The following is a 22,405-nucleotide window of genomic DNA, read 5'->3' as shown; positions in this document are numbered from 1 at the left end:
GGAGGGGGCTTGCTCCCGATGACGGCCTGTCAGTCACTTCATGTGTCGACTGAACCCCGCCATCGAGAGCAAGTGCGAATCAACGCATTCAGTGTTGAGCCCGTTGGATCTGCTGCCTGGCCAGCTCCACCACATTCTCAACCGTAAACCCGAACTTCTCCTGCAACTTGGCCAGCGGCGCCGACGCCCCGAAGCTGTTCATCACCACTTTGGCCCCGGTCTGCCCGACATAGCGGTCCCAACCCAGGGGGCCGGCCTGTTCTATCGCTACCCGAGCCTTCACTGCGGGCGGCAACACACTGTCGCGATAGCTGCGTTCCTGCTCTTCAAACAGCTCCCAACTGGGCATTGAAACCACCTGCGCGGCAATCCCTTCGGCGGTCAACTGTTCATAGGCCGCCACGGCCATGCTGACTTCACTGCCGGTCGCCAACAGCAACACCTCAGGGCGCTCGGCACCCGCCAGCACATAGGCGCCCCTGGCCGCCCCCGAGGCGCTCGCATACTGCGTACGGTCCAGGGTCGGCAACGCCTGGCGCGACAGCACCAGGCAACTGGGCCGGTGGGTTTGCGCCAGGGCTACCTTCCACAATTCCAGGGTTTCATTGGCATCGCCGGGGCGCAGGGTCAGCAACCCCGGCGTGGCCCGCAGCTGCGTGAGGTGCTCGATGGGTTGGTGCGTTGGCCCGTCCTCACCCACGCCGATCGAGTCGTGGGTAAACACGAACACCACCGGCAACTCCATGATCGCTGCCAGGCGGATCGGCGGTTTCATGTAGTCGCTGAACACCAGGAACGTCGAGGTGTAGGGCCGCAGGTAGGACAAGGCCATGCCGTTGGCGATGGCGCCCATGGCATGTTCACGAATCCCGAAGTGCAGGTTGCGCCCGCTGTAGTCGTCGGCGCTGAAACGCCCGGCACCATCAAAGGTGAGATTGGTCTTGGTCGAGGGCGACAGATCCGCCGACCCGCCGATCAGCCAAGGGATATGCTGGGCGAAGGCGTTCAGCACCTCGCCGCCCGAGGCACGGCTGGCGACGCCCTTGGTATCCGCCGCAAAGTCCGGCAGGTCGGCTTGCCATTGTGCCGGCATTTCCCCGGCGCGCATGCGCTGGAGTTCGTCGGCCAATGGCGCGTCGAGCTGGGACAGGGTCTGGTTCCATTGGCTGAACAAGGGCTCGGCGCGTTCGAGCAGCGCATCGCGCAACGCCGTACGCGCCGCATCGGGCACCAGGAAGCTGGAGTCCTGTGGCCAGCCATAGGCGGCCTTGGTCAGGCGGATTTCTTCTTCACCCAGCGGCTCGCCATGGGCGGCGGCTGTGTTGTGTTTGTGGGGCGAGCCATAGCCGATCACGCTGTCGACCACGATCAGGGTCGGGGCGCCGGTGTTGGCCTGGAAGGTTGCCAGCGCAGCACTCAGGGCCTGCAGATCATTGGCATCGGTGACGTGCAGGGTGTGCCAGCCATAGGCCTGGAAGCGCTGGATCACATCTTCGCTGAACGCCAGCTCCGTGTGGCCCTCGATGCTGATGGTGTTGTTGTCGTAGATCCAGCACAGGTTATCCAACTGCAGGTGCCCGGCCAACGATGCCGCTTCGCCGCTGATACCCTCCATCATGTCGCCGTCACCGCACAGGGTGTAGACGTTGTAGTCGAACAGCACCTTGCCGTCACGGTTGAAACGCTTGGCCAGCCAGCGCTCGGCCATGGCCATGCCGACGCTGTTGGCACAGCCCTGGCCGAGCGGGCCGGTGGTGGTTTCCACGCCGGTAGTCATGCGGTATTCGGGATGGCCTGGGGTCTTGGAGCCCATCTGCCGGAACTGCTTGATGTCGTCGAGGCTGATCGCGGGCGCTCCGGAGCGTTTGCCATGGGCATCGATCTCGACCACACCGGCCAGGTGCAGCAGCGAATACAGCAGCATCGACGCATGCCCCACCGACAACACAAACCGGTCACGGTTGGGCCAGTCGGGTTGCTGCGGGTGATAACGCAGGAAGCGACTCCACAACGTATACCCCACCGGCGCCAGGCCCATCGGCGTGCCGGGGTGGCCGGAATTGGCCTTCTGCACGGCGTCCATGGCCAGGGTGCGAATCGTGTTGATGCATTGGGTGTCGACAGCGGTGGCAGCATGATTCATGAACCGGTCTCCCTCGGGTGGCGATCTAGAGTGGAGGGCAGGGCTGGGCAAAAGGTTTGATCCCATCGCCCGCCTTGCGACGAACGGAGCCCTATTGATCCCGGACATGACAAGACCCTGCGCAATGGGCTAGCTTCAAGAGCGTAGGCCATTGATCAACGTGCAGAGGTACGCCATGCCAGTGAAACACGACCTGATTCAGGACTTGGGTAAAAGCAAGGAAGAGGTTCACCAACGTAGGGCGAGTGATAAGCGCCTGGACGCGCTGTTCGACCAGTACAAGGACGCCGACGACGCGGTACTGAAAGCGGAATCGGCCAGCGCCAGTGATGAACAGGTGGAGGTACTGAAGAAGAAGCGGCTGTTGATCAAAGACGAAATTGTGCAACGGATGTTGTAGGAACGAAGGCAATATTTGTTCAGAATTGTCTGGGGGACAGACGGCGCCTTACTGCCTATGATGCCCCCCGTCCACCCGGCTCTGGGGATTTTTGCAGCGCATGGAATGCGCAGCTGAGCCGGGCGGGCACCTTTAGAAAACACGCGATGTTGAGTTGAATCGGTGTGCGGAAAATGATGAGAGAGAGACAAAAGGTTGTTGGCCGACAGCAACGTTGGCCAAAGCATCACCGATAGCCGGGGCGAATTTAAACCCGTGTCCTGAGCAAGCGGACGCAAAGTAAGTCGACTTCAATGCTTCAGATTTACCGATCAAGAACGACTCATCAGGACTCATCGTGTAAAAGCAATTTTTTTCTTTTATAGGAGAGCGCTCCAGCTTTGGAAACAGTGCTTCTACCGCCTCAGTTATTTCTTTTACGCTACTATCTTGCACCGCAAAACTCTTCCAGTCCGGTCTAGCGAAACTCTGCTGTCTATTGTGAAAACCAATTTTCACACCTGGCTCATCGCTGGCGATTGAGGGCATTCCGTAAAGAATGCTTCCATTTGGGCATTCATAGAGAAAGACCGGAAAACGCTTCCTTGAAAACAGTTTCTCGGAGTCAATTTTAGGTTTGAACCAATAGATCGGGACCCGCCGCGGTTCCAAGAGCCCATAGAGCTCAGGCATTAGCTCACTGGCAATCCATGGGCCGGTGGTGACTACTACCGCTCTCGCACGATAAGACCGACTGTTTCGAGTAGTCACAAGCACTTCTGCTCCCTGATTTTTAATGTCTACGACAGTGTTGCCAAATTCAGTAGTGGCCCCTCTACGCAATGCCTCATCCAACATTCCTAATCTGGCAACCTGCGCCGATATTGCGTAGGCACCGGGCTCGTGCACAGTTTGCATTCCCTCCGGGATGCTGAATGCCGGGAAGACGTTTTTTGTTTCTGACGGGGTCCATATCTCGTGTTCGATTCTTCCCTGCCTGGCGGTTTCAATGCTTCCCGCCACCACGCGACTAGACTGCGGTCCGATAAAAATCCCCCGTGTCCGAAATATAATTTGCTTCTGCAGCAAATGTTCCAGCTCCTGCCAAAGCAAGTCGGCATGTTGAAGCAAAGGAAGATATTTATTGCCCTCCCAATACGCGCGGCGAAAGATTCTGGAGCTTCCTTGCGAGGAACCATAGCAATGAGTTGGGCCAGAGGCGTCAATGCCTAGTGCGCGATCGCATTTCGCTGCGACTCTCCACAAAGCTGCAGCACCCATAATGCCAAGACCTATAACAATAACATCATATGTGTTTTTCATTTTGGCACTCTTTCATGGAGAGCGAGTTTTTAATGTGTCGTAAGCGAGTAGTGTGATAAGTATGCTGATGATTGCGATGGTTGAGGCTAACGCAGTGGTAGATGCTACTTCCTGGTAGAAAAAAACTCCAATGACAGTTAATGTAAGTGGCAATATGAACTGTAGGAATCCAGTCAGCGATAGCGGTAGTTTGCCAGTTGCATGTGAGAACATTAATAAAGGCGCGACCGATACTGCCCCGGCCAGCCAGATAAGCGCCCCTGATTGGCTGGGAAGCTTGGAGGGCCATGGAACGGGAAAGCTGAATAAATAAATGGCTGTTATTAAGCCTGTTGTCAAAAAAAGCGTTTCTATAAAAAGGCCGTTTATAGCGTTAAGTGAGCTTTTCTTTTTGATATACGTGTAAAAGCCCCATGATGTTGAAATTGTCAGGTAGGTCAGGTGATTTAGGTTATCATTAAAAATGATTAACACGGCAGTCAGGGCTAAAGCGATGATTGTTAATGTGAGTTTTCTGAGATTTAGTGGTTCATGGTATATTATTGCTCCGCCAATAATGGATATGAATGGGGCTAGTAAATATCCGATTGCGCTTTCTAAGAAATAACCATTAATGGAAGACCCTATGAAAGCTCCCCAGTTTATGGCGACAAAAAAAGATGCGATGCAATGCAGGGTGATTGAGCTAAGGTTAAATATTTTTTGTGGGCGCATGTGTTTTAATAGGGTGAAAAAAAGTATGAGGGTGGCCGCAGATAATATTATCCTGTAGGCGACTATTGTTGTGGGGGAGATATCACGAAACTCTCGCCAGTACAATGAGGAGAGCCCGAGGAAAAAATTCGCGAAGCCAGCCAGAAGCATCGCTAAAGCTGGAGACTGTTTAAGCTCTTCACGTGTTTTCATTTTGATTTATATCGTGCGAAGGGAAAATTCTATAATTTCGTACGACCAGTAAATATTGCCATTATGATCGATGCAGTAAGTCGCTAGGTCTTGGCTGGACCAGTGTTCGAATTCTTTCGTCAAGTGTTTTCTGCACGCTTTCCAATTGGCCGAGTAGTAAAGAAGCGGCAAGGTATGGCGCTCTGCCAATTTATAGACTAGCGGAGGTGCGCCATTGTGACGTTGGTTGTATCTGCTCAATACATCACGTATACCTACTAGTGAGTTAAGTCCCACGATTGCTTTGCCCGTAGGTTCAAGGTATTGCGGAAGATCTTCAAGAAAGCGAGTAATGACCTGCTCACCATAAAACATTGATTCAATAGGTATCTCTCCCGGAAGCTCTATGGCTTTCAAACGTTGAAGAAGTGACGGGGAGGGAGTGCGCCATCCGGGAGGGTTGAAGACAATGGTATGAAATTTCCTTCCTGCAATATTGTTGAATAGGTCGCTGACAAGGAAAGAAATTTTAGCTTGATTGAAATTGATGTGTTCGTGGAGCCTTGCCTGATCAATAGATTTTTCAGAAATGTCTGTCGCAATAATATCGTGGCCGCCGAGTGCGCGTATCAATAGGGCATGTACGCCACTTCCCGTGCCGATATCCAAAAAACTTCTGTTGGGAATGTCGGGGGCTAATGTGTGTGTTAAATAGTTACCGAGTTTTATGCCTGCAACGCTTACCTTAAAAACTTCAGGTGTGTTGATGAGTGTTAGATGTTGACCTAATCCGAAGTAAATTTTATAGTTACTGTCCATGCAGTCTATATGCCCTTTATTCAGGTGGTGCAAGCCTGCTACTCCATGATCGATAAGTCCCTGCATCTCTAGGTTCTCCCGCCCAGAATTTTCGAGCGCCTGCTTGATTGCTTCAGTCCGCTGATGATTGTTGCGCGCACATGTTTTTTGTCAAAGTGGTTAATCGCTAATTCTGTGGTTCCTTTGGGTGTCATGACCTGTTGGCAAAGTTTTTCTGGGGGCTCTTGATTTATTTCTAAAAGTGCAGCTGTCCCTTGTAGTATTTTGGTTGTCATTAAAAACGCGCTTTTGCTCTCAAAACCGACGGACTGTGCATATTCAATGAGCGCTGTTGCAAAGTAGCAGATGTAGGCGGGGCCTCCACCAATTATAGCTGTAGCATCGTCAATAAGATTTTCATCTTTAACGTGGAAATATGTGCCGAGTGTGGAAAATAAGTTGTTGATCAGGCCTTTATTGTCTTTGCTTAACCGTGGGGCACAAATTAGAGCAGTGACACCTTCATTGATAGCGCAGGGAAGGTTGGGTATTGCTCTACATATTTTGGAGTTTTTTAAGCGTGATTTGAGTTCGGCTATATTTATGCCTGCCATAACCGAAATTATGACCCCTGGATATTGCTCTAGTTGAGGAGTTCTTTTTGAAAATTCCAAGAAGGTTTGAGGTGGTATTGCGAGAATTAGGACATCTGATAGAAGAGGATCCGAAAGGCACTCCAAAGACGGAATACCTGCGGTGATTATTTCGTTGCGACGGATAGGGTTCGATTCTATGACAGTTATCGATAGAAATGAATTGGAACGCCTAAGGCCTAGCGCGATTGCCGAGCCCATATGACCTGCACCGACAATTACCACGTTGGTTGACGTCATGATGAAATTGTCCTTTCTCACGATTAGCGTCGCATGTTGTCTGCATGCTTTCAGCTTCATGTCGAATAGGATTTACATCAAACCCCTAGCTTCCTAAAGCAACGTAGGTCATTTCTGATGCTGGAAGGTAGTTGGGTATGAGTGACCGGCCGGCTCTGGGGATTTTTGCAGCGCATGGAATGCGCAGCTGAGCCGGGCGGGCACTTCATTTCATTTCAGCAGGGTTTTCAGGCATTCGTCGATGGAGCGCTGCTGCGTCTCGCCATACAGCTGCAATTCATCAATCGTCTGACGCCCCAGCGCCTGTTCGAACTGCGCCTGGTTGGCGTTGGCTGCGTAGTGACTTTGCGCCGCATCCCCCAGGTTCGACTGGAAAATCCCCGCCGCACTCACCGGCAGGAAATCCTCATAGACCAACGGCTCTACCGCCACATGGCCGGCTGCGATCAATGCCGCCAGGGTCTGTGGTTGATCGGCGTGGCCGCGTGCCGTCAAGCCTTGTTCGGTGGCGAAGTAGCGAAAGTACGCCAGGCCCTGTTCACGCATCTGTGCATGATCATCGGGGAAGGCCTGGAAGTGTTGTTCCATCAACGCCACATAACGCGCAGCGTTGCTTTCATTGGGGAAGGCGCCCAGCGCGTCGCGGGCGGCGTTCAGCAACTGGTCGTACAGGGCGCGGCCTTTGGGTGTCAGGGCGACGCCGCGTTGTTCGATTTCGCCGAAGCGTGCGCTGTGGCTGCCCTGGGCATCGGTGAAGGCGATGGCTTCGTCGAGGGCCTTGAAGCTGGTCTGGCGCAGCAGGATCGGGCAGCGACGGCGGGGTGGGCCTTCGATCACCGCCTTGGGGGTGATGCCTTTGCCAGGCATGGCGGCCTGCACTTGGTCGATATCCAGGGTGCGCGGTGTCAGGTGGTTGATGTGCGGGCCCTTGAACGCCACGACATCGGCGATCAGGCGATGCTGGTCGCTCAATTGCTGGTATTGCGCAGCGGTGACGGTGGCGGTGTGGTGCCAGCGAAAGGTTTCCAGGGCCTGGCGGATGAATTCATCAGCGTCCTGGGCGTTGAGGCCGCCGTCCCGTTCTGATTGTGCAATCAGCGCCAGTGCGCCCGGGGTGAAGATCGCACGTTTGGCCAGGGCCTGTTCGGCGAAGGCGCGCAGCTCGGGGTTTTCGATCAGTTCCAGGCGTAGCAGCGAGGTGAACACGCGAAACGGGCTGACCTGCAGCGAATGTTCATGCACGGCGCGAAAGGCCGTTGAATGCACCGGCACCCCGGCGGGGGTCAGGTCGTAGTAGCCCACCGGTTGCATGCCCATCACCGCAAACAGGCGGCTGATGGTTGCCAATTCCTCGGCGGTGCCCAGGCGGATGGCACCGTGGCGCTCCATGTCCAGGCGCTCGATCTCTGCAGTGCGCCGCAACTGCCGGGCCAGGCCCGGATCAGCGCTCAACACCCGGCTGTTGGTTTCGGCCACCAGCGCCATCAACGCGCCGTACAGCGGAACTTCATCTCGGTACATGTCCGACATCGCCTTGGAAAAACCTTTGCGGATCTCGTCGGGGCTGACATACGCGGCGCTGGGCATAAAAAAATTCCTGAACACTAGAGAGAGGGACATGCAATGACGCGGCCTGTGTCTGGATTTTGTTGGGCTGGGTGCCGGCGCGCAAACGAAGAATCTTCAGGACTTCATTCTGCGAATGAATGACATGACGCAAATATGACAAAAACCATGCTCTGCGAAATTTCATTTTTCCCCGACTTTCCTAACAAATTCTTCACGAGGTGCGCCCAGGGCGTCATGAAACAATCGTCACGTTTGTAGGGATGAAAGCTGTTCTAAACACCGCACACATAAAAATAGATTTAGGGGCCGTCATTAATGAAAATTTCGACACTGGCGTTAGCCGTCACCGCCGCCGTGCTCGCACAGCAAGCGAGCGCCGATGGTTTTGGGCTGGGTTCTCTGGGTACAGGCAACGGTCACAGCGGTTTTCTTGAAGACAGCCATGCTTCCGTCAGTTCGCGGACCATGTACTACAGCGCCGATAACCGCTCGGGAACCAACAACGATTTGCGCGAAACCGCGACCGCCCTGCGTTTTGACTATAAATCCGGCTACACCCAAGGCACCCTCGGCGTCGGTTTCGACGTGATGGCCTTTGGTGCGTTGCGCCTGGACGGTGGCGATGGTCACACCGCAGGCCCGGGCCTGGCGGGTAACGGCAACAGCTTCTTCCCGACCAAGAACAACGGTACCGAACCGGCCGACTCTTTCAGCCGTGCCGCCGGCAATGTGAAGTTCCGCATTTCCCAGACCGAGCTGCATGTGGGTGGCGGCCTGGCGCCGGTGTTGCCGATCCTGGTCTCGAACGACAGCCGCGTGGCGCCGCAGACCTTTGATGGCGGCATCCTCACTTCCAACGACATCCCGAACGTGAGTATCACCGCCGGTGAGTTGAACAAGGCCGAAGGCCGTGCGTCGAGCAACTCCACCGGGCTGAGCGTGGCCGGTGGTACCCGTGACAGCGACAGCTTCAAATTCGGCGGGTTTGATTACAAGCCGTTTGGCTCCTCCGACAACGCCATCGCTAAAAACCTGACGTTGCAGTACTACTACGCCAACCTGGAAAACTTCTACAAACAGAACTATTTCGGCCTGGTCCACGTGTTGCCGCTGGGCAACGATCAATCGTTCAAGACGGACCTGCGCTACTTCGACAGCAGCAGCGACGGTAAAAACGGCGAGTCCGGCTACGCGTTCAACAACAACGGCGGCTACGCCAAGCACGCCGGCGAAGTGGACAACAAAACCTACAGCGCTGCGTTCACCTACCAGTTGGGCGGCAGCAGCCTGATGCTTGGCCATATCGGTGTGAGCGATGACGGTGGCTTCGTCTGGGTCAATCAGGGCAGCCTTGCCGACCCTAACCCGCAAGGCGCGGGCGGCAGCGACTTCTACCTGTTCACCGACGCCGTGGTCGGCCAGTTCTCCCGTGCCGGTGAGCAGGTCAACTTCGGTCAGTACTCTTATGACTTCAAGGCTTTCGTACCTGGCCTGAGAGCGTCCGTGGCCTACCTGGACGGTACCGGCATCAAGTCCAAAGTGGCCGGCGGTTCCGACCAGAAAGAAAACGAAACCGACTTCCGTCTCGACTACGTCGTGCAGGAAGGGCCGCTCAAGGGCTTCGGTACTACGTTGCGCACCGGTACTTACCACGGCCACAACACCGGCACGCCGGATCAGGACCAGACGCGCCTGATCTTCAACTACACCTACGCGATCTTCTAAGAACGCGCCGGGATAACAAGCGGCCGCTGAATCAGCGGCCGTTTTTTTTGGCGCTCATAAAATGAGACTTCATGTGCATCCGGGCACGGCGGGGCTCTACACTGCCCCTCACTGTGTCAGTGATGGAGGACTCGATGACGGCCAAGCCCGCAACCCACATCCTTGAAACCCTGGAAGGCCGGCGCCTGGCGGCTCAAGACGCCGAGCGCTGGCGCGAATGGGGGCCTTATCTGAGTGAACGCCAATGGGGCACCGTGCGCGAAGACTACAGTGCCGACGGCGACGCCTGGGCCTACTTTCCCCACGAGCACGCCCGCAGCCGGGCCTATCGCTGGGGTGAAGACGGCCTGGCCGGTTTCAGTGACAAGGCGCAACGCTGGTGCCTGGGCCTGGCCCTGTGGAACGAGCGCGACGCGATCATCAAGGAGCGCCTGTTCGGCCTGAACAATGCCGAGGGCAACCACGGTGAAGACGTCAAGGAGCTGTATTTCTTCGTCGACGGCGTGCCCAGCCATGCCTACATGCGCATGCTCTACAAATACCCGCATGCCGCCTTTCCCTATGAAGATTTGCTCAACGAAAACGCCCGGCGCGGTCTGGACGCCGCCGAGTATGAAGTGCTCGACACTGGGGTATTCGAAGACAACCGCTACTGCGATGTCAGTGTCGAATACGCCAAGCATCAACCCGACGATATCTGCATGCGCATCACCGTGCACAACCGCTCGGACCAACCGACGCGCTTGCAAGTACTGCCCCAGCTCTGGGCGCGCAATGACTGGAGCTGGACCTACGACGCGCCCAAGCCAAGCCTGACCCTCAGCGGCGAGCAGGTGCTGGCCCGTCACCCTGAGCTGCCCGATCGCCATCTCAGCGCGTGGGGGCAGGAGGGTGTCGAATGGCTGTTTTGCGAAAACGAGACCAACTTCCCCAAGCTGGATGGGCTGGCAGCCTTGGGGCCGTTCAAGGATGGCATCAACGATTACGTGGTGGGTGCGGTGCAATCGGCGATTCGCCGCGACCGCGGCACCAAGGTCGCGGCGCGCTTTGTCCTTGAACTGGCGGGCCTGGAAAGCAAGACCCTGTACCTGCGGTTTGCCCCCACCGATGCGCCTGAGCTGAATGCGCGCAAGCTCTTCGAGCAGCGTCGCCAGGAGGCGGATGATTTCTACGCGGCCTTGCAGCAGGGTATTGCCGATGAGGATGCGCGTAATGTGCAACGCCAGGCACTGGCCGGCCTGCTGTGGTCCAAGCAACTCTATTATTTTGACGTGAACCAATGGCTCGACGGCGACCCGGCCCAGCCCGCGCCGCCGCCCGAGCGCCTGCATATCCGCAATACCCATTGGCGGCACCTGTCCAACTTCGACATCCTGACCATGCCCGATACTTGGGAATACCCGTGGTACGCCTCCTGGGACCAGGGCTTCCAGGCGGTGGCGATCGCACTGATCGACCCAGGGTATGCCAAGCAACAGCTGCTGTTGCTGGTGAAAGACCGCTTCATGCACCCCAACGGCCAATTGCCGGCCTATGAATGGCGTTTTGACGACGCCAACCCGCCGGTACGCGCCTGGGCCAGCTGGCGGGTGTATCAGCAGGACAAAGCGCTCAACGGCGTGGGCGACATGGACTTTCTTGAGCGGATATTCCACAAGCTGCTGTTGAATTTTTCCTGGTGGGTCAACCGCAAGGACGCCGAAGGGCGCAACCTGTTCCAGGGCGGCTTCCTCGGCCTGGACAACATTGCGTTGTTCGACCGCTCGGCGGCGCTGCCGCCGGGTTACCAGTTGGATCAGGCCGACGGCACGGCCTGGGTGGCCGCCTATGCCCTGGACCTGATGCGCATCGGCCTGGAGCTGGCCAAGCGCAACGCGGTGTACGTGGACATCGCCGTGAAGTTTTTCGAGCACTTCCTGTATATCGCCGGCGCGATCAATCGCGTCGACGACAGTGCCGAAGGCTTGTGGGATGAGCAGGACCGGTTTTTCTACGACGTGCTGCACCGCCCCGACGGCCAGAATGAACCGGTGCGCCTGCGTTCCATCGTCGGCCTGATGCCGCTGTTTGCAGTGCTGGTGCTGGAGCAGCGTGAGCACGAAGGCTTGCCGGGCTTGCGTGAACGTCTGTTGGGGTTCATGAAGCACCGGCCAGACCTGGCCAAGCTGGTGTCACGCTGGAACGAACCGGGGCAGGGCAATCGCCTGTTGTTGGCGCTGTTGCGCGGCGAGCGCACCAAGGACCTGCTGCGGCGCATGTTGGAGGGCGATGAGTTCCTTTCGGCGTATGGCGTGCGCTCTCTGTCCAAGGCATTTGCCGAGCAGCCGTTGGCGCTGAAAATGAATGGCGACACCCTGTGTGCGCGCTACCAGCCTGCTGAATCCGACTCACGCCTTTACGGCGGCAACTCCAACTGGCGGGGGCCGCTGTGGATGCCGGTGAACTACATGCTGATTGAGTCGCTGCGCGAGTTTCATCGTTACTACGCGGATAATTTTTCGGTGGAGTACCCGACGGGGAGTGGTTATCTGTCTTCCCTGGAGGAAGTCGCCGACAGCCTGAGCCAGCGTCTGACGGGTTTATTCCTGCGCGATGAAAATGGCCTGCGGCCTTCGATGGCGGGGTATGCGCAGTTGGAGGCAGATCCGGCCAGCCGGGATCTGGTGTTGTTCCATGAGTATTTCCATGGGGAAACAGGACGGGGGTTGGGCGCATCCCATCAAACGGGATGGAGTGCGTTAGTGGCGTTGTTGCTACAGCCGAACCGCAGTTGAATGTAGGAGGGAGCAAGCCCCCTCCCACCATTGGAGTTTCAGTGCACTCAGGCTGGGAACAGTTCGCTCAGCTTCATGGCCAACATCATGTCGCCTTCAGTGCGCAGTTTGCCGCCCATGAACGCCTGCATGCCGTCGGTGGAGCCGTCGACGATGCCTTTCATGGTCTCGCCGTCCATGACCAGGGTCACTTGGGCGTCCGGGTTTTCGCCTTCCAGCAGTTCGCAGGTGTTGTTTTTAACCACCAGCGAGAAGTTCTGGGTGTCATCGATACGGAAACCGAAGACCAGGTCCAGGCCGTCGGCGGCAGCTGGGTTGAATTTGGCTTTCATTGCTTCTACGGCTTTAGCTACGTCAGTCATGGTTTCGATCCTTTAGGGTGAGTCCAGTGACCTTGGGGTCACGGTTGGCCGCAATTCATCGGAAAGTGATGAGCTGCGGCGCCTTCAACAATTGCAAGTGGGTATGACTGTTGAAGGAAGCCAGTGCCACCTCGCGACCGCGGAATTTCAGCTGGTTGAGCGAGGTGTTAACAATTTGCCAGTTCAGTTCGAAGGCCTGGGCGGCAGGCATCCGGGTAATCAGGTGGAGCAGGGCGGTGATGGTGCCGCCGGAGGTAAACACGGCGATCTTGTGGGTGTTGTCGGCCGCCTCGAGGATGCGCTGCAGGCCACCCTGGACGCGCTCGACAAACCCCAGCCAACTTTCCAGCCCGGGCGGGTCATAGGTGCCGGCCAGCCAGCGCTCGATGATCAGCGCGAAAATGCGCTGGAATTCGCTGCGGTTCTGCGCAGCATTGCGCAGGATCTCCAGGGCGTGGGGCTCGGTGCCGAGCAGGTCGGGCAGCAGGGCGCGGATGATCGCCTCGGCGTCGAACTCGTTGAAGGCACTGTCGACTTCAAGCGGTGGCACCGCGAGGCCCAGAGCCGTGTACTGATCGAAGGTAGCGCGGGCGGTGTGCTGCTGGCGACGCAGGTCGCCGGCGATGCAACGGTCGAATGCCAGGCCGAGGTCGGCCAGGTGGCGACCGAGCACTTGCGCTTGCTCCACACCGACGGGCGACAGCACGTCGTAGTCGTCTGCACCGAAGGAGGCTTGGCCATGTCGAATCAGGTAGATGCTGCCCACGTCCGTTTTCCCGGTACGTTGAAAGTCTGGCGAGGTTATGAGGATGCCCGCGAGCTGTCAATGAAAAAACATACGCTTGTTTTAAAAGCGCGTTAGAGGGGCATTGCTGGCGGTTTGAGCACTGGTCCGAAGGCGGTGCCGCCGGTATGCTGGGGCATCTGCGCCTGGCGCACATCCATTTAAATTGTCCTTATAAGGAGCGACATGGATTTTCTGGCTGAATACGCGAGTTTCCTGGCAAAGACCGTCACCCTGGTGGTCGCCATCCTGGTGGTACTGATCAGTTTCGCGGCGCTGCGCAACAAAGGCCGTCGCAAGTCCGCCGGCCAATTGCAGGTCAGCAAACTCAACGATTTCTACAAGGGCCTGCGTGAGCGCCTGGAGTCGAGCCTGCTCGACAAAGAGCAGCTCAAGGCCCTGCGCAAAGCCGAAAGCAAAACCGAAAAGAAAAACAGCAAGAAGAAACCCGAGGCCAAGCCGCGGGTGTTCGTGCTGGATTTCGACGGTGATATCAAGGCCTCTGCCACCGAGAGCCTGCGCAATGAAATCACCGCGTTGCTGAGCCTGGCCACGCCCAAGGACGAAGTGGTGCTGCGCCTGGAAAGCGGCGGCGGCATGGTGCACAGCTATGGCCTGGCGTCATCGCAACTGGCGCGTATCCGCCAGGCGGGCGTGCCGTTGACCGTGTGCATCGACAAAGTGGCGGCCAGCGGCGGCTATATGATGGCGTGCATCGGCGAGAAGATCATCAGCGCACCGTTCGCAATCCTCGGCTCCATTGGCGTGGTGGCGCAACTGCCGAACGTCAATCGCCTGCTCAAGAAGCACGATATCGACTTCGAAGTGCTGACGGCCGGTGAGTACAAGCGCACCTTGACGGTGTTTGGCGAAAACACCGAGAAGGGCCGCGAGAAGTTCCAGGAGGACCTGGACATCACCCATCAGTTGTTCAAGAACTTCGTCTCACGCTACCGCCCACAGCTGGCGATCGACGACGTGGCGACCGGCGAAGTGTGGTTGGGGGTTGCCGCCCTCGACAAACAACTGGTCGATGAACTGCAGACCAGCGACGAATACCTGGCGAACAAGGCCAAGACTGCCGAAGTGTTCCACCTGCACTATGCCGAGCGTAAAAGCCTGCAGGAACGTGTGGGCCTGGCCGCCAGCGGCTCGGTTGACCGCGTGTTGCTGACCTGGTGGAACCGGCTGACCCAGCAGCGGTTCTGGTAACCGATGCTGGACCTGTAGCTTGTAGCTGATCCCTTGTGGGAGGGGGCAAGCCCTAATGCCTGTCAGTTAAATGGTGATGTAGAAAACATCATCTGTAGTGAGCGGGCTTGCCCCGCGCTGGGTGGCGCAGCCGCCCCAAACCCAGGCACCCCGGTCCTGCTGAAATACCGCGGCGTCTTTGTTGGGGCGGCTTCGCCACCCAGCGCGGGGCAAGCCCGCTCACTACAGAGTTTGGTTGCGGCAGGTTCTCTTAACTGACTGGCATTAGCGCAAGCCCCCTCACACATTTGTTGTGTGCTGTTGAAATCAGCGGGTCGGCAGTGGCGATGGGGTGGCTGCCGGAATGGGCTTGCGCATCAAGATCCCCACTACCACCGCCCCGAGCAACCCCAACAATCCGGCCACCCACAATACCCCGCCGAACCCACCCACAAACGCCTGTTGCGCCAGCGGTTGCACGCCTGCCCGTGCCGATGGCGGCAACAAGCCCATCGCCGCCGGCATATCCCCGGCCACGACGCGCGATGCAATAGCCGCCACCTGGGCCTGCCACTGAGCGTCAAGACTCGCACTGAGCAACCGCTCGCTATGGTTGCTTAACAACGCCCCATACACGCCGATGGCCAGCATGATCGCGCTGAAACGCATGGTGGTGCTCATGCCCGACGCCATTCCGGCGCGGTCGCGTGGCACGCAGGCCATGATGTTTTTCTGTGTATCGCCATTGAGCAGCCCCGCACCGGCGCCGGTGACGGCAATCGCCAGGGCGAAGGGCAGATAGCCGCCGACGTTCACGGCCCAGGCGCTCAGCAGGTTGCCGCAGCCCACCAGGGTCAAGCCGGCGGCCATCATCGTCGCGGGTGCAAAGCGTCCAGCCAGGCGGGCGCCGATCCGGGGGCAGATGAGCATGGTCAAAGCAAACGGCAGCATGCCCAGCCCCGAGGCAATCGCGGAAAAGCCCAAGCCGTTTTGCAGGTAGAACGGCAGCAGCGTCATCATCACCTGGGCGCAACCGGCGTAGGCAAACATTCCCAACAGTGCGCCGATAAAGCGCGGGTGGCGCAACAGTTGCAAATCCACCATGGGCCGTTGTTGTAGGCGTTCGACGAGCACAAACACACCCAGCAACAGCGCACCACCGACCAGGCGGGCGTAGGTCAGCGGGTTGTCCCAGCCAATGCGATTGGCCTCGATCAAGCCCCAGATCAGGCACAGCAAGCTTGCGCTGAAGGCCAGGCTGCCCCATGGGTCGAGGCGTGCCGACTGGGTGTCGCGTGATTCAGGAATTGCGCGCAGCACCAGGCTCATCAGCATCAGGCCCACGGGCAGGTTGAGGTAGAAGATCCAGCGCCAGCCCAGATAGTGGGTAATCAGGCCGCCCAGGGTCGGCGCGGCGGTCATCGCCACGCCCATGCAGGCGCCCCAGAACGCCCAGGCTTTGGCACGTTCCACTTCATCGTGGAAGGTGTGGCCGATGGAGGCCAGTGCCGAGGTCAACAGCAAGGCCGCGCCGACCCCTTTGACGGCACGGGCGATATCGAGCAACAACGCGTTCGGCGCAGCACCACAGCCCAGGGATGCCAGGATGAAAATGCTCAACCCCCAGATCAGCGATTTCTTGCGGCCAAAGCGATCGGCAATGCTGCCGGCCGGCAGTAACAAGGCAGCGAAGGCGAGCATATAGGCGCTGACCACCCATTCGATATCGGCAAAATTGGCGCCCAGGTCGCGGGCGATGCTTGGCAATGTCACCGCGACGATATTGGTATCCAGCACGATCAACGAACAGACACCGGAGGCGGTCAGCAGCGTCAGGCGTGGGCTGGCCGGGTTCATGGTTGAATTACCTTGCAGGCAATCCTGAAAAGACAATTGACGGGCATCGCGAGGGCTCTCTAGTGTTGAAGTGGTATGAGCTTATCCTTGGCTGTTAACGTCTTTGTTAGCCGCTGCGAAGCACTTCATTACCTTTGAGCTAATCCTCTATGGAACTACGCCATTTCCGTTACTTTCTGGCCGTTGCCCGGCACCGCAACTTCAGCCGCGCGGCCGAGCAGTTAGGCATCGCGCCGCCGACCCTGAGCCGGCAGATCCAGGACATGGAAAACAGCCTGGGCACACGTTTGTTCATCCGCCGGCAGCGCGAGGTCAGCCTCACCGAAGCGGGCGCCGCCTTGCTGATTGAAGCCGAGGCCACGGTGCGGCAATTCGAGTTCGCCCAACGCAATGCCCAGCGCGCCGGCCGTGGGGAGATCGGGCATATCGAGTTGGGTTACGTGGCTTCGGCGCTGTACTGCGGTTTGCTGCAACGGCAAATGCAGGGGTTCAGCCAGGCGTTCCCCGACGTGAGCGTGAACGTGCGCGAGTGCGCGATGGCGACCTTGGCCAATGCGGTGGCGGATGGGCGCTATGACATCGGCTACATCCGCTCACCCATGACCTTGCCCGATGGCGTGGAGGCGGTACGCCTGGACAGTGAGGGCTTCGTGCTCGCGCTGCCGCAGGATTCCTGGTTGCTCGGGCTCAAAGCCATCGGCTGCGAACACTTGCAGAATGAGACGTTTATCCTGCCGGAACAGATCAGCGGCACCCTGCACGTGGCCGCACAAGGTGGCTATGCGCCGCGCCTGGGGCCGCAACCGGGAGGTTTGGTCGCGGTGGTGGCGCTGGTGTCATTGGGGCAGGGCGTGGCGGTGGTGCCGGCGTCCATGGTGGGGCATGTGAGTTTGCCGGGCGTGGTGTACCGCACGATTCAGGGATGCGAAGCCTCGTCATGGTTGTCGTTGATTCACCGGCGCTTTGAGCAAGCGCCGGCGGTGGTGCGCTACCTGGAGCACATCAAGCAATCAGTCGCGGTTGTACCGAGTCGGCCAGGCGCGTGAGGATCAGGCAGCATGACACCGCGCCCGCATCCAGCACCCCCAGGGAGCGCTCGCCCAGGCGACTGGCGCGGCCGATTTTCGCCACCAGGTCCTTGGTCGAATCGCGGCCGCGTGACGCAGCGCTTTTCATCGCCTCCAACGCATCATGGAAGGACGCGCCGCCGGCATGCGCGCCCTCAAAGGCTTCGACCGCCGGGATCAGCGTATCCATCAAGCACTTGTCGCCCACGCCGGCTTCGGTAATGTCCTGCAGCGAGGTCAAGCCGCCGCGCAGCAAGTGGGCGAAGGTGGCGGCGTCGATGTCATCACAGCTGCGTACCTCGTCGGCCATGCCGATAAACAGGCTGCCGTACAACGGGCCCATGGAGCCGCCGATGCCTTCCATCAGGCTCAGGGTCAGTTCATCCAGGGCTTCGGCCAGCGTCAGTTGGCGGCCTTCGATTGTGCGCCCGCAATGGGCGAACCCTTTGGCCATGTTGATGCCGTGGTCGCCATCGCCGATGGCGCCGTCCACTTCGCTCAAGTATTCACGGTTGGCGACGATCACGCTGACCAGGTCGGCAACGATGGCGCTGCCGTCGTGGGTGGAAAAATGCTGGCTCATGGTTCACTCCGCCTGGGTCATGCCGATGGAACGGCAGGGATGATCGATCAGGGTTTTCAGCTCTGCGTCCAGGCCGAGCAGGGTCAAGGTCACGCCCATCATCTCCAGGGAGGTGAAGTAGTTTCCGACGTAGCAACGGTGAATCTTCAAGCCCTTGGCGCTGAGCTGGCGCTCCACTTCGGCGTAGAACACATACAGCTCCATCAGCGGCGTGGCCCCCAGGCCTGAGACCAATACCACCACGCTGTCGTCCTGGCTGAAATCGCGGTCGGCGAGGATTGGCGCGAGCATGCGTTCAGCCATCGCGGCTGCCGGTTCGATGGCGACCACTTCGATGCCCGGCTCGCCATGATGGCCGATGCCCAATTCCATCTGCCCGTCGGGGATCTGGAAGTTCGGCTTGCCGACGGCGGCAATGGTGCAGGGGGTGAGGCCGATGCCGATCGAGCGGCAATGATCGACGGTTTTTTGCGCGACCCGTATGACCCCGTCCAGATCGTAATGCTGGGCTGCAGCGGCACCGCCGACCTTCCACATGAAAATTTCCCCAGCCACCCCTCGGCGCTTGGCGATATCGGCCTTTGGCGCGGAGGCCACGTCATCGTTGGCGACCACCGTGCGGATGCGCATGTCTTTGCTGGCCGCCATTTTCATCGCCAGCTTCACGTTCATATTGTCGCCGGCATAGTTGCCGTACAGGCAGGCCACGCCCGCGCCATGGTCGGCGGCGCGGAAGGCATCGAAAAAGCTTTTGGCGGTGGGTGACGAAAAAATTTCGCCGACGGCTACCGCGTCCACCAGGCCCGGGCCGACATAGCCGAGAAACGCCGGTTCATGGCCTGAACCGCCGCCGGTGACAATGCCTACGCGGCCCTGGCCGGAGGGCCTGGCTTTGGTGATGACCCGAGGGTTGGTCTCGTACTGGCGCAACTCGGGGTGCGCGACCAGGATGCCGCGCAGCATGTCCTCGACCACTTGGTCCGGATCGTTGATGACTCGATTCATAACGCGGGTTCCTGTGTTCTTGTTCTGTTGGACGACAGCAATCCAGTGTGGAGCGGCTTGCTCCCACGTGGTGCGCCTAAGGTTTGAGCACAACCTTGAGCGACTTGTCTCCACGCTCCATCACCGCAAACGCCTCCTTGAAATCCGCGAGTGCGAACGTATGGGTCACCACATCGCGCATGTCGATCTTGCGGTTACCAATAAAGTCGATGGCGCGCGGGTACATGTAAGGCCCCAGGTGGGAACCGAGGATATCGAGTTCCTTGCGGTCGCCGATGATCGACCAGTCGACCGTGGCCTCGTCGTTGAACACGCTGAACTCGACGAAGCGCCCCAGTTTGCGCAGCATTGCCAGGCCCTGGTTGACCGCTTTGTGGTGCCCGGTGGCCTCGATGTAAATATCGCAGCCGTAGCCATCGGTGATCTCGCGGATTTTGCCCATGACGTCGACTTCGGCCGGGTTCCAGACTTCGTCGGCGCCCAGGCGCAGGGCGAGGGCGGCGCGCTCGGGCTTCATGTCCAGCACGATGAGCCTTTTCGGATTGCGCAGGCGCACGGCGCCGATGATGCCCAGGCCCAGCGTGCCGGCGCCGGCGACCACCACAACGTCGTCGTGGTCGACATTGGCGCGCTCGGCGGCGTGCAGCGAACAGGCCAGCGGCTCGATCAGGATCGCTTCATCGGGGGCGATGGATTCCGGCACTTTGTGAATGATGCCCTCCTTGGTGAAGATCATGTACTGGGCCATCGCACCCTGGACATTGTTCTGGAAACCGTAGAGGTCATGCTTCTGGCACATCCAGTACTGGCCGTGGTTGCAGAAGCGGCAGCCCCAGCAGGGCACGATCTGCTCGGAGATCACCCGGTCGCCGACCTGTACACCCCGCTTTTGCGCGCCCGGGCCCAGGGCGACTACACGACAGACAAACTCATGCCCGGGAATCATCGGCGGTTTCACGTAGCGCGGTTGTTCGGCATCGCCCCAGAACGACGGTGCGCCGCGATAGGTCTTGATGTCGCCCATGCAGATACCGCACAGCTCGACTTTGGTGAGGATTTCATCGGGGCCCGGCGTCGGGACGTCGACGGTTTCCAGGCGATAGTCTTCCGGGCCGTGGCAGACCACGGCCTGCATGGTTTTCGGGATGACCGGGTGCAGTTGATCAGGTGTGCGTTCGGTAGCGGTGGACATGACAGAACCTCACGACAAAAAAGAATTACTGAATGCTGTAGCCGCCGTCGATCACCATGTTGGCGCCGGTAATCATCTGTGCGGCATCGCTGAGCAGGTACAGCGCCAGCCCGGCGATTTCTTCGGGCTGGGCAAAACGGCCCGCCGGGATCTGCAGTTTGGCCCGCTCACCCACTTCACCGGCCCAGGCTTTCTTGCCCAGGGCAGTCTCGACGATGGTCGGGGAGATGGCGTTGACGTTGATCTGCGGCGCCCATTCCATGGCCAATACCTTGGTCATGCCGACGATCGCGGCCTTGCTGGCGCAATAGGCAACGTGGCGGTCGAGGCCGATCACGGCAGCCTGGGAGGCGAGGTTGACGATACGCCCGGCGCCCTGGGCCAGCATGTGCCTGGCGCAGGCCTGGGCCACGAAAAAACTGGCTTTCAGGTTGATGTCCAGGGTGCTGTCCCAGGCGCTTTCGCTGACGTCGATGGCTTTGTCCAGCAGCGCGATGCCGGCGCTGTTGATCAAGTAATCCAGGCGTTGAAAGTGTTCGAACACCTGGTCGATGGTGTGTTGCACCTGGCTGATCCGGCTGAGGTCGACGGCGATACCCAGATGTTCGGCACCCAGGCTTGCCGCGACATCCACGACCGCCGGATCACGGTCCAGCAGCGCCACGCGGGCGCCGCGTTCGGCCAGCAGGGTGGCGCAGGCCAGGCCGATCCCGGCGGCACCGCCGGTGATCACGGCGCAACGGCCGCTGAGGTCGAAGGCTTGGTTCCAGAATCCAGACATGCATGGCTCCTCTTGTGAGTGCTGTGACGATCCAATGTGGGCGGTGTTTCAGGCCAATAGCTATTTGCCGCCGCTGACTTGTTTGTACAGGGCGTCGGCGTTGGCGTCGGTCACCGGCACCCACGGCAGGATGTAGTTCTTGGCCGTGCCCTCAGCCCATTTCAGCTCTTTGGCATAGCGCTCCCAGATCACCGACTGGGGTTTGTAGTCCTTGCCGGCCAAGGCGCGCAGCGCTACATCCAGCGCACCTTGGGACTGGGCCTGGGCGTCCTGGAGGAAGGTGGTGACTTCGCCTTTCTTCGCCGCCTGGATCGCATCGGGCATGCCGTCAATCGAGGTCACCGGCACGTCTTTGGCGGTCAAGCCGTGGGACTTCAGCGCCTGCACGGCGCCCAGGGCCATGTCATCGTTCTGCGCGATCACACCGTTGATGCCTTTGGGGTGGGCGTTCAACCAGTCTTCGGTCAGTGCGAGGGCTTGGGCGCGGTCCCAGTTGGCGGTTTTTTTCTCGATGATCTTGATCTCGGGGTGTTGACCGAGCACTTCCAGCTCGCCTTTTTCCCGGTCGATTTGCGCCGATTGGCCAATCGGGCCCTGGATGATCACCACGTTGCCTTTGCCGTTGAGCTTGTCAACCATGGCCTGGGCCTGCAGGCGACCACCCTCCACATCGTCGTTACCCACATAAGGGACGGCGGCATCGGCGACTTTGGTATTGGACGCGATGACCACTACGTCGTTGCTCATGGCTTGCTTGACGGTGCCGACGCCGGCCTTGGTGTCGATCGGCACGAACAGGATGGCGTCGTAGTGCTGGGTCACCATGTTTTCGATCTGGTTGTTCTGGGTCAGGGCGTCGTAGTTGCCGTCGAAAATGGTCAACTGCACGGTGCCGTCCTTGACGGCCGGGTGTTCCTTCAGCTCGCGCACCCAATTCTGCATGAACTGGCCCTTGAGGCCGTAGACGGCCGCGCCGATCTTGTAGGACTTGCCTTCGGCGGCCAGGGTGATACTGCTGGCGAGCAGGGAGAGGGCCGCCACGGCGGCCAAGGTGGTACCAAGTTTCATGAGTAGAACTCCGGTTATTGTTGTGG

Annotated in this window: 19 protein-coding genes; 5 read left to right on the top strand and 14 right to left on the bottom strand. The window is 58.9% G+C overall.

The window, feature by feature from the left end:
• Positions 1–88 precede the first annotated feature (88 nt).
• Positions 89–2,143 carry a transketolase gene (tkt, locus tag C9383_RS06075; protein ID WP_090370528.1) on the bottom strand — a complete coding sequence of 685 codons (2,055 nt, stop codon included), beginning with the start codon at positions 2,141–2,143 and terminating at the stop codon, positions 89–91.
• Between the two features lie 175 nt (positions 2,144–2,318).
• On the opposite strand from tkt, the gene C9383_RS06070 reads away from it, so the two are divergent.
• On the top strand, positions 2,319–2,543 hold the full coding sequence (locus tag C9383_RS06070; protein ID WP_060752759.1) for an HP1242/YdcH family protein: 225 nt from the start codon (positions 2,319–2,321) through the stop codon (positions 2,541–2,543).
• Between the two features lie 132 nt (positions 2,544–2,675).
• On the opposite strand, the gene solA is transcribed toward C9383_RS06070, so the two are convergent.
• The 5 genes from solA to hglS all read right to left on the bottom strand — a co-directional run bounded on the left by solA (position 2,676) and on the right by hglS (position 8,008).
• Positions 2,676–3,845: an N-methyl-L-tryptophan oxidase gene (gene solA / locus C9383_RS06065; protein WP_090370530.1), complete on the bottom strand. Its 1,170-nt coding sequence runs from the start codon at positions 3,843–3,845 to the stop codon at positions 2,676–2,678.
• Between the two features lie 12 nt (positions 3,846–3,857).
• Entirely contained in the window at positions 3,858–4,751 is an 894-nt protein-coding gene (locus C9383_RS27975) for an EamA family transporter (RefSeq protein ID WP_143038208.1), read from the bottom strand.
• Positions 4,752–4,757: 6 nt separating this feature from the next.
• Entirely contained in the window at positions 4,758–5,615 is an 858-nt protein-coding gene (locus C9383_RS06060; RefSeq protein ID WP_090370532.1) for a methyltransferase, read from the bottom strand.
• A 2-nt stretch (positions 5,616–5,617) separates the two neighbouring features.
• Positions 5,618–6,421: a pyrroline-5-carboxylate reductase family protein gene (locus C9383_RS06055; RefSeq protein ID WP_159438937.1), complete on the bottom strand. Its 804-nt coding sequence runs from the start codon at positions 6,419–6,421 to the stop codon at positions 5,618–5,620.
• A 210-nt stretch (positions 6,422–6,631) separates the two neighbouring features.
• Positions 6,632–8,008 carry a 2-oxoadipate dioxygenase/decarboxylase HglS gene (gene hglS, locus C9383_RS06050; protein WP_090370536.1) on the bottom strand — a complete coding sequence of 459 codons (1,377 nt, stop codon included), beginning with the start codon at positions 8,006–8,008 and terminating at the stop codon, positions 6,632–6,634.
• A 297-nt stretch (positions 8,009–8,305) separates the two neighbouring features.
• Between hglS and C9383_RS06045 the strand changes: the two genes are divergently transcribed.
• Complete coding sequence (locus C9383_RS06045) at positions 8,306–9,715, top strand: OprD family outer membrane porin (RefSeq protein WP_060752542.1); 1,410 nt, start codon at positions 8,306–8,308, stop codon at positions 9,713–9,715.
• 134 nt (positions 9,716–9,849) lie between these two features.
• Complete coding sequence (locus tag C9383_RS06040; RefSeq protein ID WP_090370540.1) at positions 9,850–12,489, top strand: MGH1-like glycoside hydrolase domain-containing protein; 2,640 nt, start codon at positions 9,850–9,852, stop codon at positions 12,487–12,489.
• Between the two features lie 47 nt (positions 12,490–12,536).
• Here the strand turns inward: C9383_RS06040 and C9383_RS06035 are convergent, their stop codons facing one another.
• Positions 12,537–12,851 (bottom strand): SCP2 sterol-binding domain-containing protein, encoded by a 315-nt coding sequence (locus tag C9383_RS06035; RefSeq protein ID WP_003215671.1) that lies wholly within the window; start codon positions 12,849–12,851, stop codon positions 12,537–12,539.
• Between the two features lie 55 nt (positions 12,852–12,906).
• A complete protein-coding gene (locus C9383_RS06030) occupies positions 12,907–13,617 on the bottom strand; it encodes a histidine phosphatase family protein (protein WP_090370542.1) in 711 nt (236 codons plus the stop codon).
• Between the two features lie 204 nt (positions 13,618–13,821).
• Between C9383_RS06030 and sohB the strand changes: the two genes are divergently transcribed.
• Positions 13,822–14,847 carry a protease SohB gene (gene sohB / locus C9383_RS06025; protein ID WP_060752545.1) on the top strand — a complete coding sequence of 342 codons (1,026 nt, stop codon included), beginning with the start codon at positions 13,822–13,824 and terminating at the stop codon, positions 14,845–14,847.
• A 306-nt stretch (positions 14,848–15,153) separates the two neighbouring features.
• Here the strand turns inward: sohB and C9383_RS06020 are convergent, their stop codons facing one another.
• The gene (locus tag C9383_RS06020) at positions 15,154–16,683 is read right to left on the bottom strand and encodes an MFS transporter (RefSeq protein ID WP_090370543.1); all 1,530 of its coding nucleotides are present in this window, start codon (positions 16,681–16,683) and stop codon (positions 15,154–15,156) included.
• 149 nt (positions 16,684–16,832) lie between these two features.
• On the opposite strand from C9383_RS06020, the gene C9383_RS06015 reads away from it, so the two are divergent.
• A complete protein-coding gene (locus C9383_RS06015; protein WP_060752547.1) occupies positions 16,833–17,729 on the top strand; it encodes a LysR family transcriptional regulator in 897 nt (298 codons plus the stop codon).
• Here the strand turns inward: C9383_RS06015 and dhaL are convergent.
• The 5 genes from dhaL to C9383_RS05990 all read right to left on the bottom strand — a co-directional run bounded on the left by dhaL (position 17,686) and on the right by C9383_RS05990 (position 22,379).
• A complete protein-coding gene (gene dhaL, locus C9383_RS06010) occupies positions 17,686–18,333 on the bottom strand; it encodes a dihydroxyacetone kinase subunit DhaL (RefSeq protein ID WP_090370545.1) in 648 nt (215 codons plus the stop codon). The genes C9383_RS06015 and dhaL overlap by 44 nt on opposite strands.
• A gap of 3 nt (positions 18,334–18,336) precedes the next feature.
• Positions 18,337–19,338: a dihydroxyacetone kinase subunit DhaK gene (locus C9383_RS06005; protein ID WP_090370547.1), complete on the bottom strand. Its 1,002-nt coding sequence runs from the start codon at positions 19,336–19,338 to the stop codon at positions 18,337–18,339.
• 76 nt (positions 19,339–19,414) lie between these two features.
• Positions 19,415–20,530, bottom strand: coding sequence for an MDR/zinc-dependent alcohol dehydrogenase-like family protein (locus C9383_RS06000; protein WP_090370548.1), 1,116 nt, complete (start codon positions 20,528–20,530; stop codon positions 19,415–19,417).
• Positions 20,531–20,555: 25 nt separating this feature from the next.
• Positions 20,556–21,311, bottom strand: coding sequence for an SDR family oxidoreductase (locus tag C9383_RS05995; protein WP_090370549.1), 756 nt, complete (start codon positions 21,309–21,311; stop codon positions 20,556–20,558).
• 60 nt (positions 21,312–21,371) lie between these two features.
• Positions 21,372–22,379, bottom strand: a complete 1,008-nt coding sequence (locus C9383_RS05990) for a substrate-binding domain-containing protein (protein WP_090370551.1) — start codon at positions 22,377–22,379, stop codon at positions 21,372–21,374.
• Positions 22,380–22,405: the final 26 nt, after the last annotated feature.

The sequence above is a fragment of the Pseudomonas palleroniana genome (genome assembly GCF_003031675.1).
GTDB lineage: Bacteria > Pseudomonadota > Gammaproteobacteria > Pseudomonadales > Pseudomonadaceae > Aquipseudomonas > Aquipseudomonas palleroniana.
Note: the sequence above shows the minus strand (reverse complement) of the source record. Positions and strands in the feature narration are given on the sequence as shown.

Bases quoted from the DNA above. Each gene is read 5' to 3' on its own strand.
- sohB (WP_060752545.1), top strand. From the start codon at position 13,822: ATGGATTTTCTGGCTGAATACGCGAGTTTCCTGGCAAAGACCGTCACC.
- C9383_RS06045 (WP_060752542.1), top strand. From the start codon at position 8,306: ATGAAAATTTCGACACTGGCGTTAGCCGTCACCGCCGCCGTGCTCGCA.
- C9383_RS06070 (WP_060752759.1), top strand. From the start codon at position 2,319: ATGCCAGTGAAACACGACCTGATTCAGGACTTGGGTAAAAGCAAGGAA.
- C9383_RS06020 (WP_090370543.1), bottom strand. From the start codon at position 16,683: ATGAACCCGGCCAGCCCACGCCTGACGCTGCTGACCGCCTCCGGTGTC.
- C9383_RS06035 (WP_003215671.1), bottom strand. From the start codon at position 12,851: ATGACTGACGTAGCTAAAGCCGTAGAAGCAATGAAAGCCAAATTCAAC.
- C9383_RS06000 (WP_090370548.1), bottom strand. From the start codon at position 20,530: ATGTCCACCGCTACCGAACGCACACCTGATCAACTGCACCCGGTCATC.
- solA (WP_090370530.1), bottom strand. From the start codon at position 3,845: ATGAAAAACACATATGATGTTATTGTTATAGGTCTTGGCATTATGGGT.
- C9383_RS05990 (WP_090370551.1), bottom strand. From the start codon at position 22,379: ATGAAACTTGGTACCACCTTGGCCGCCGTGGCGGCCCTCTCCCTGCTC.
- C9383_RS06060 (WP_090370532.1), bottom strand. From the start codon at position 5,615: ATGCAGGGACTTATCGATCATGGAGTAGCAGGCTTGCACCACCTGAAT.
- C9383_RS27975 (WP_143038208.1), bottom strand. From the start codon at position 4,751: ATGAAAACACGTGAAGAGCTTAAACAGTCTCCAGCTTTAGCGATGCTT.
- hglS (WP_090370536.1), bottom strand. From the start codon at position 8,008: ATGCCCAGCGCCGCGTATGTCAGCCCCGACGAGATCCGCAAAGGTTTT.
- C9383_RS06055 (WP_159438937.1), bottom strand. From the start codon at position 6,421: ATGACGTCAACCAACGTGGTAATTGTCGGTGCAGGTCATATGGGCTCG.
- C9383_RS05995 (WP_090370549.1), bottom strand. From the start codon at position 21,311: ATGTCTGGATTCTGGAACCAAGCCTTCGACCTCAGCGGCCGTTGCGCC.
- tkt (WP_090370528.1), bottom strand. From the start codon at position 2,143: ATGAATCATGCTGCCACCGCTGTCGACACCCAATGCATCAACACGATT.
- dhaL (WP_090370545.1), bottom strand. From the start codon at position 18,333: ATGAGCCAGCATTTTTCCACCCACGACGGCAGCGCCATCGTTGCCGAC.
- C9383_RS06005 (WP_090370547.1), bottom strand. From the start codon at position 19,338: ATGAATCGAGTCATCAACGATCCGGACCAAGTGGTCGAGGACATGCTG.
- C9383_RS06015 (WP_060752547.1), top strand. From the start codon at position 16,833: ATGGAACTACGCCATTTCCGTTACTTTCTGGCCGTTGCCCGGCACCGC.
- C9383_RS06040 (WP_090370540.1), top strand. From the start codon at position 9,850: ATGACGGCCAAGCCCGCAACCCACATCCTTGAAACCCTGGAAGGCCGG.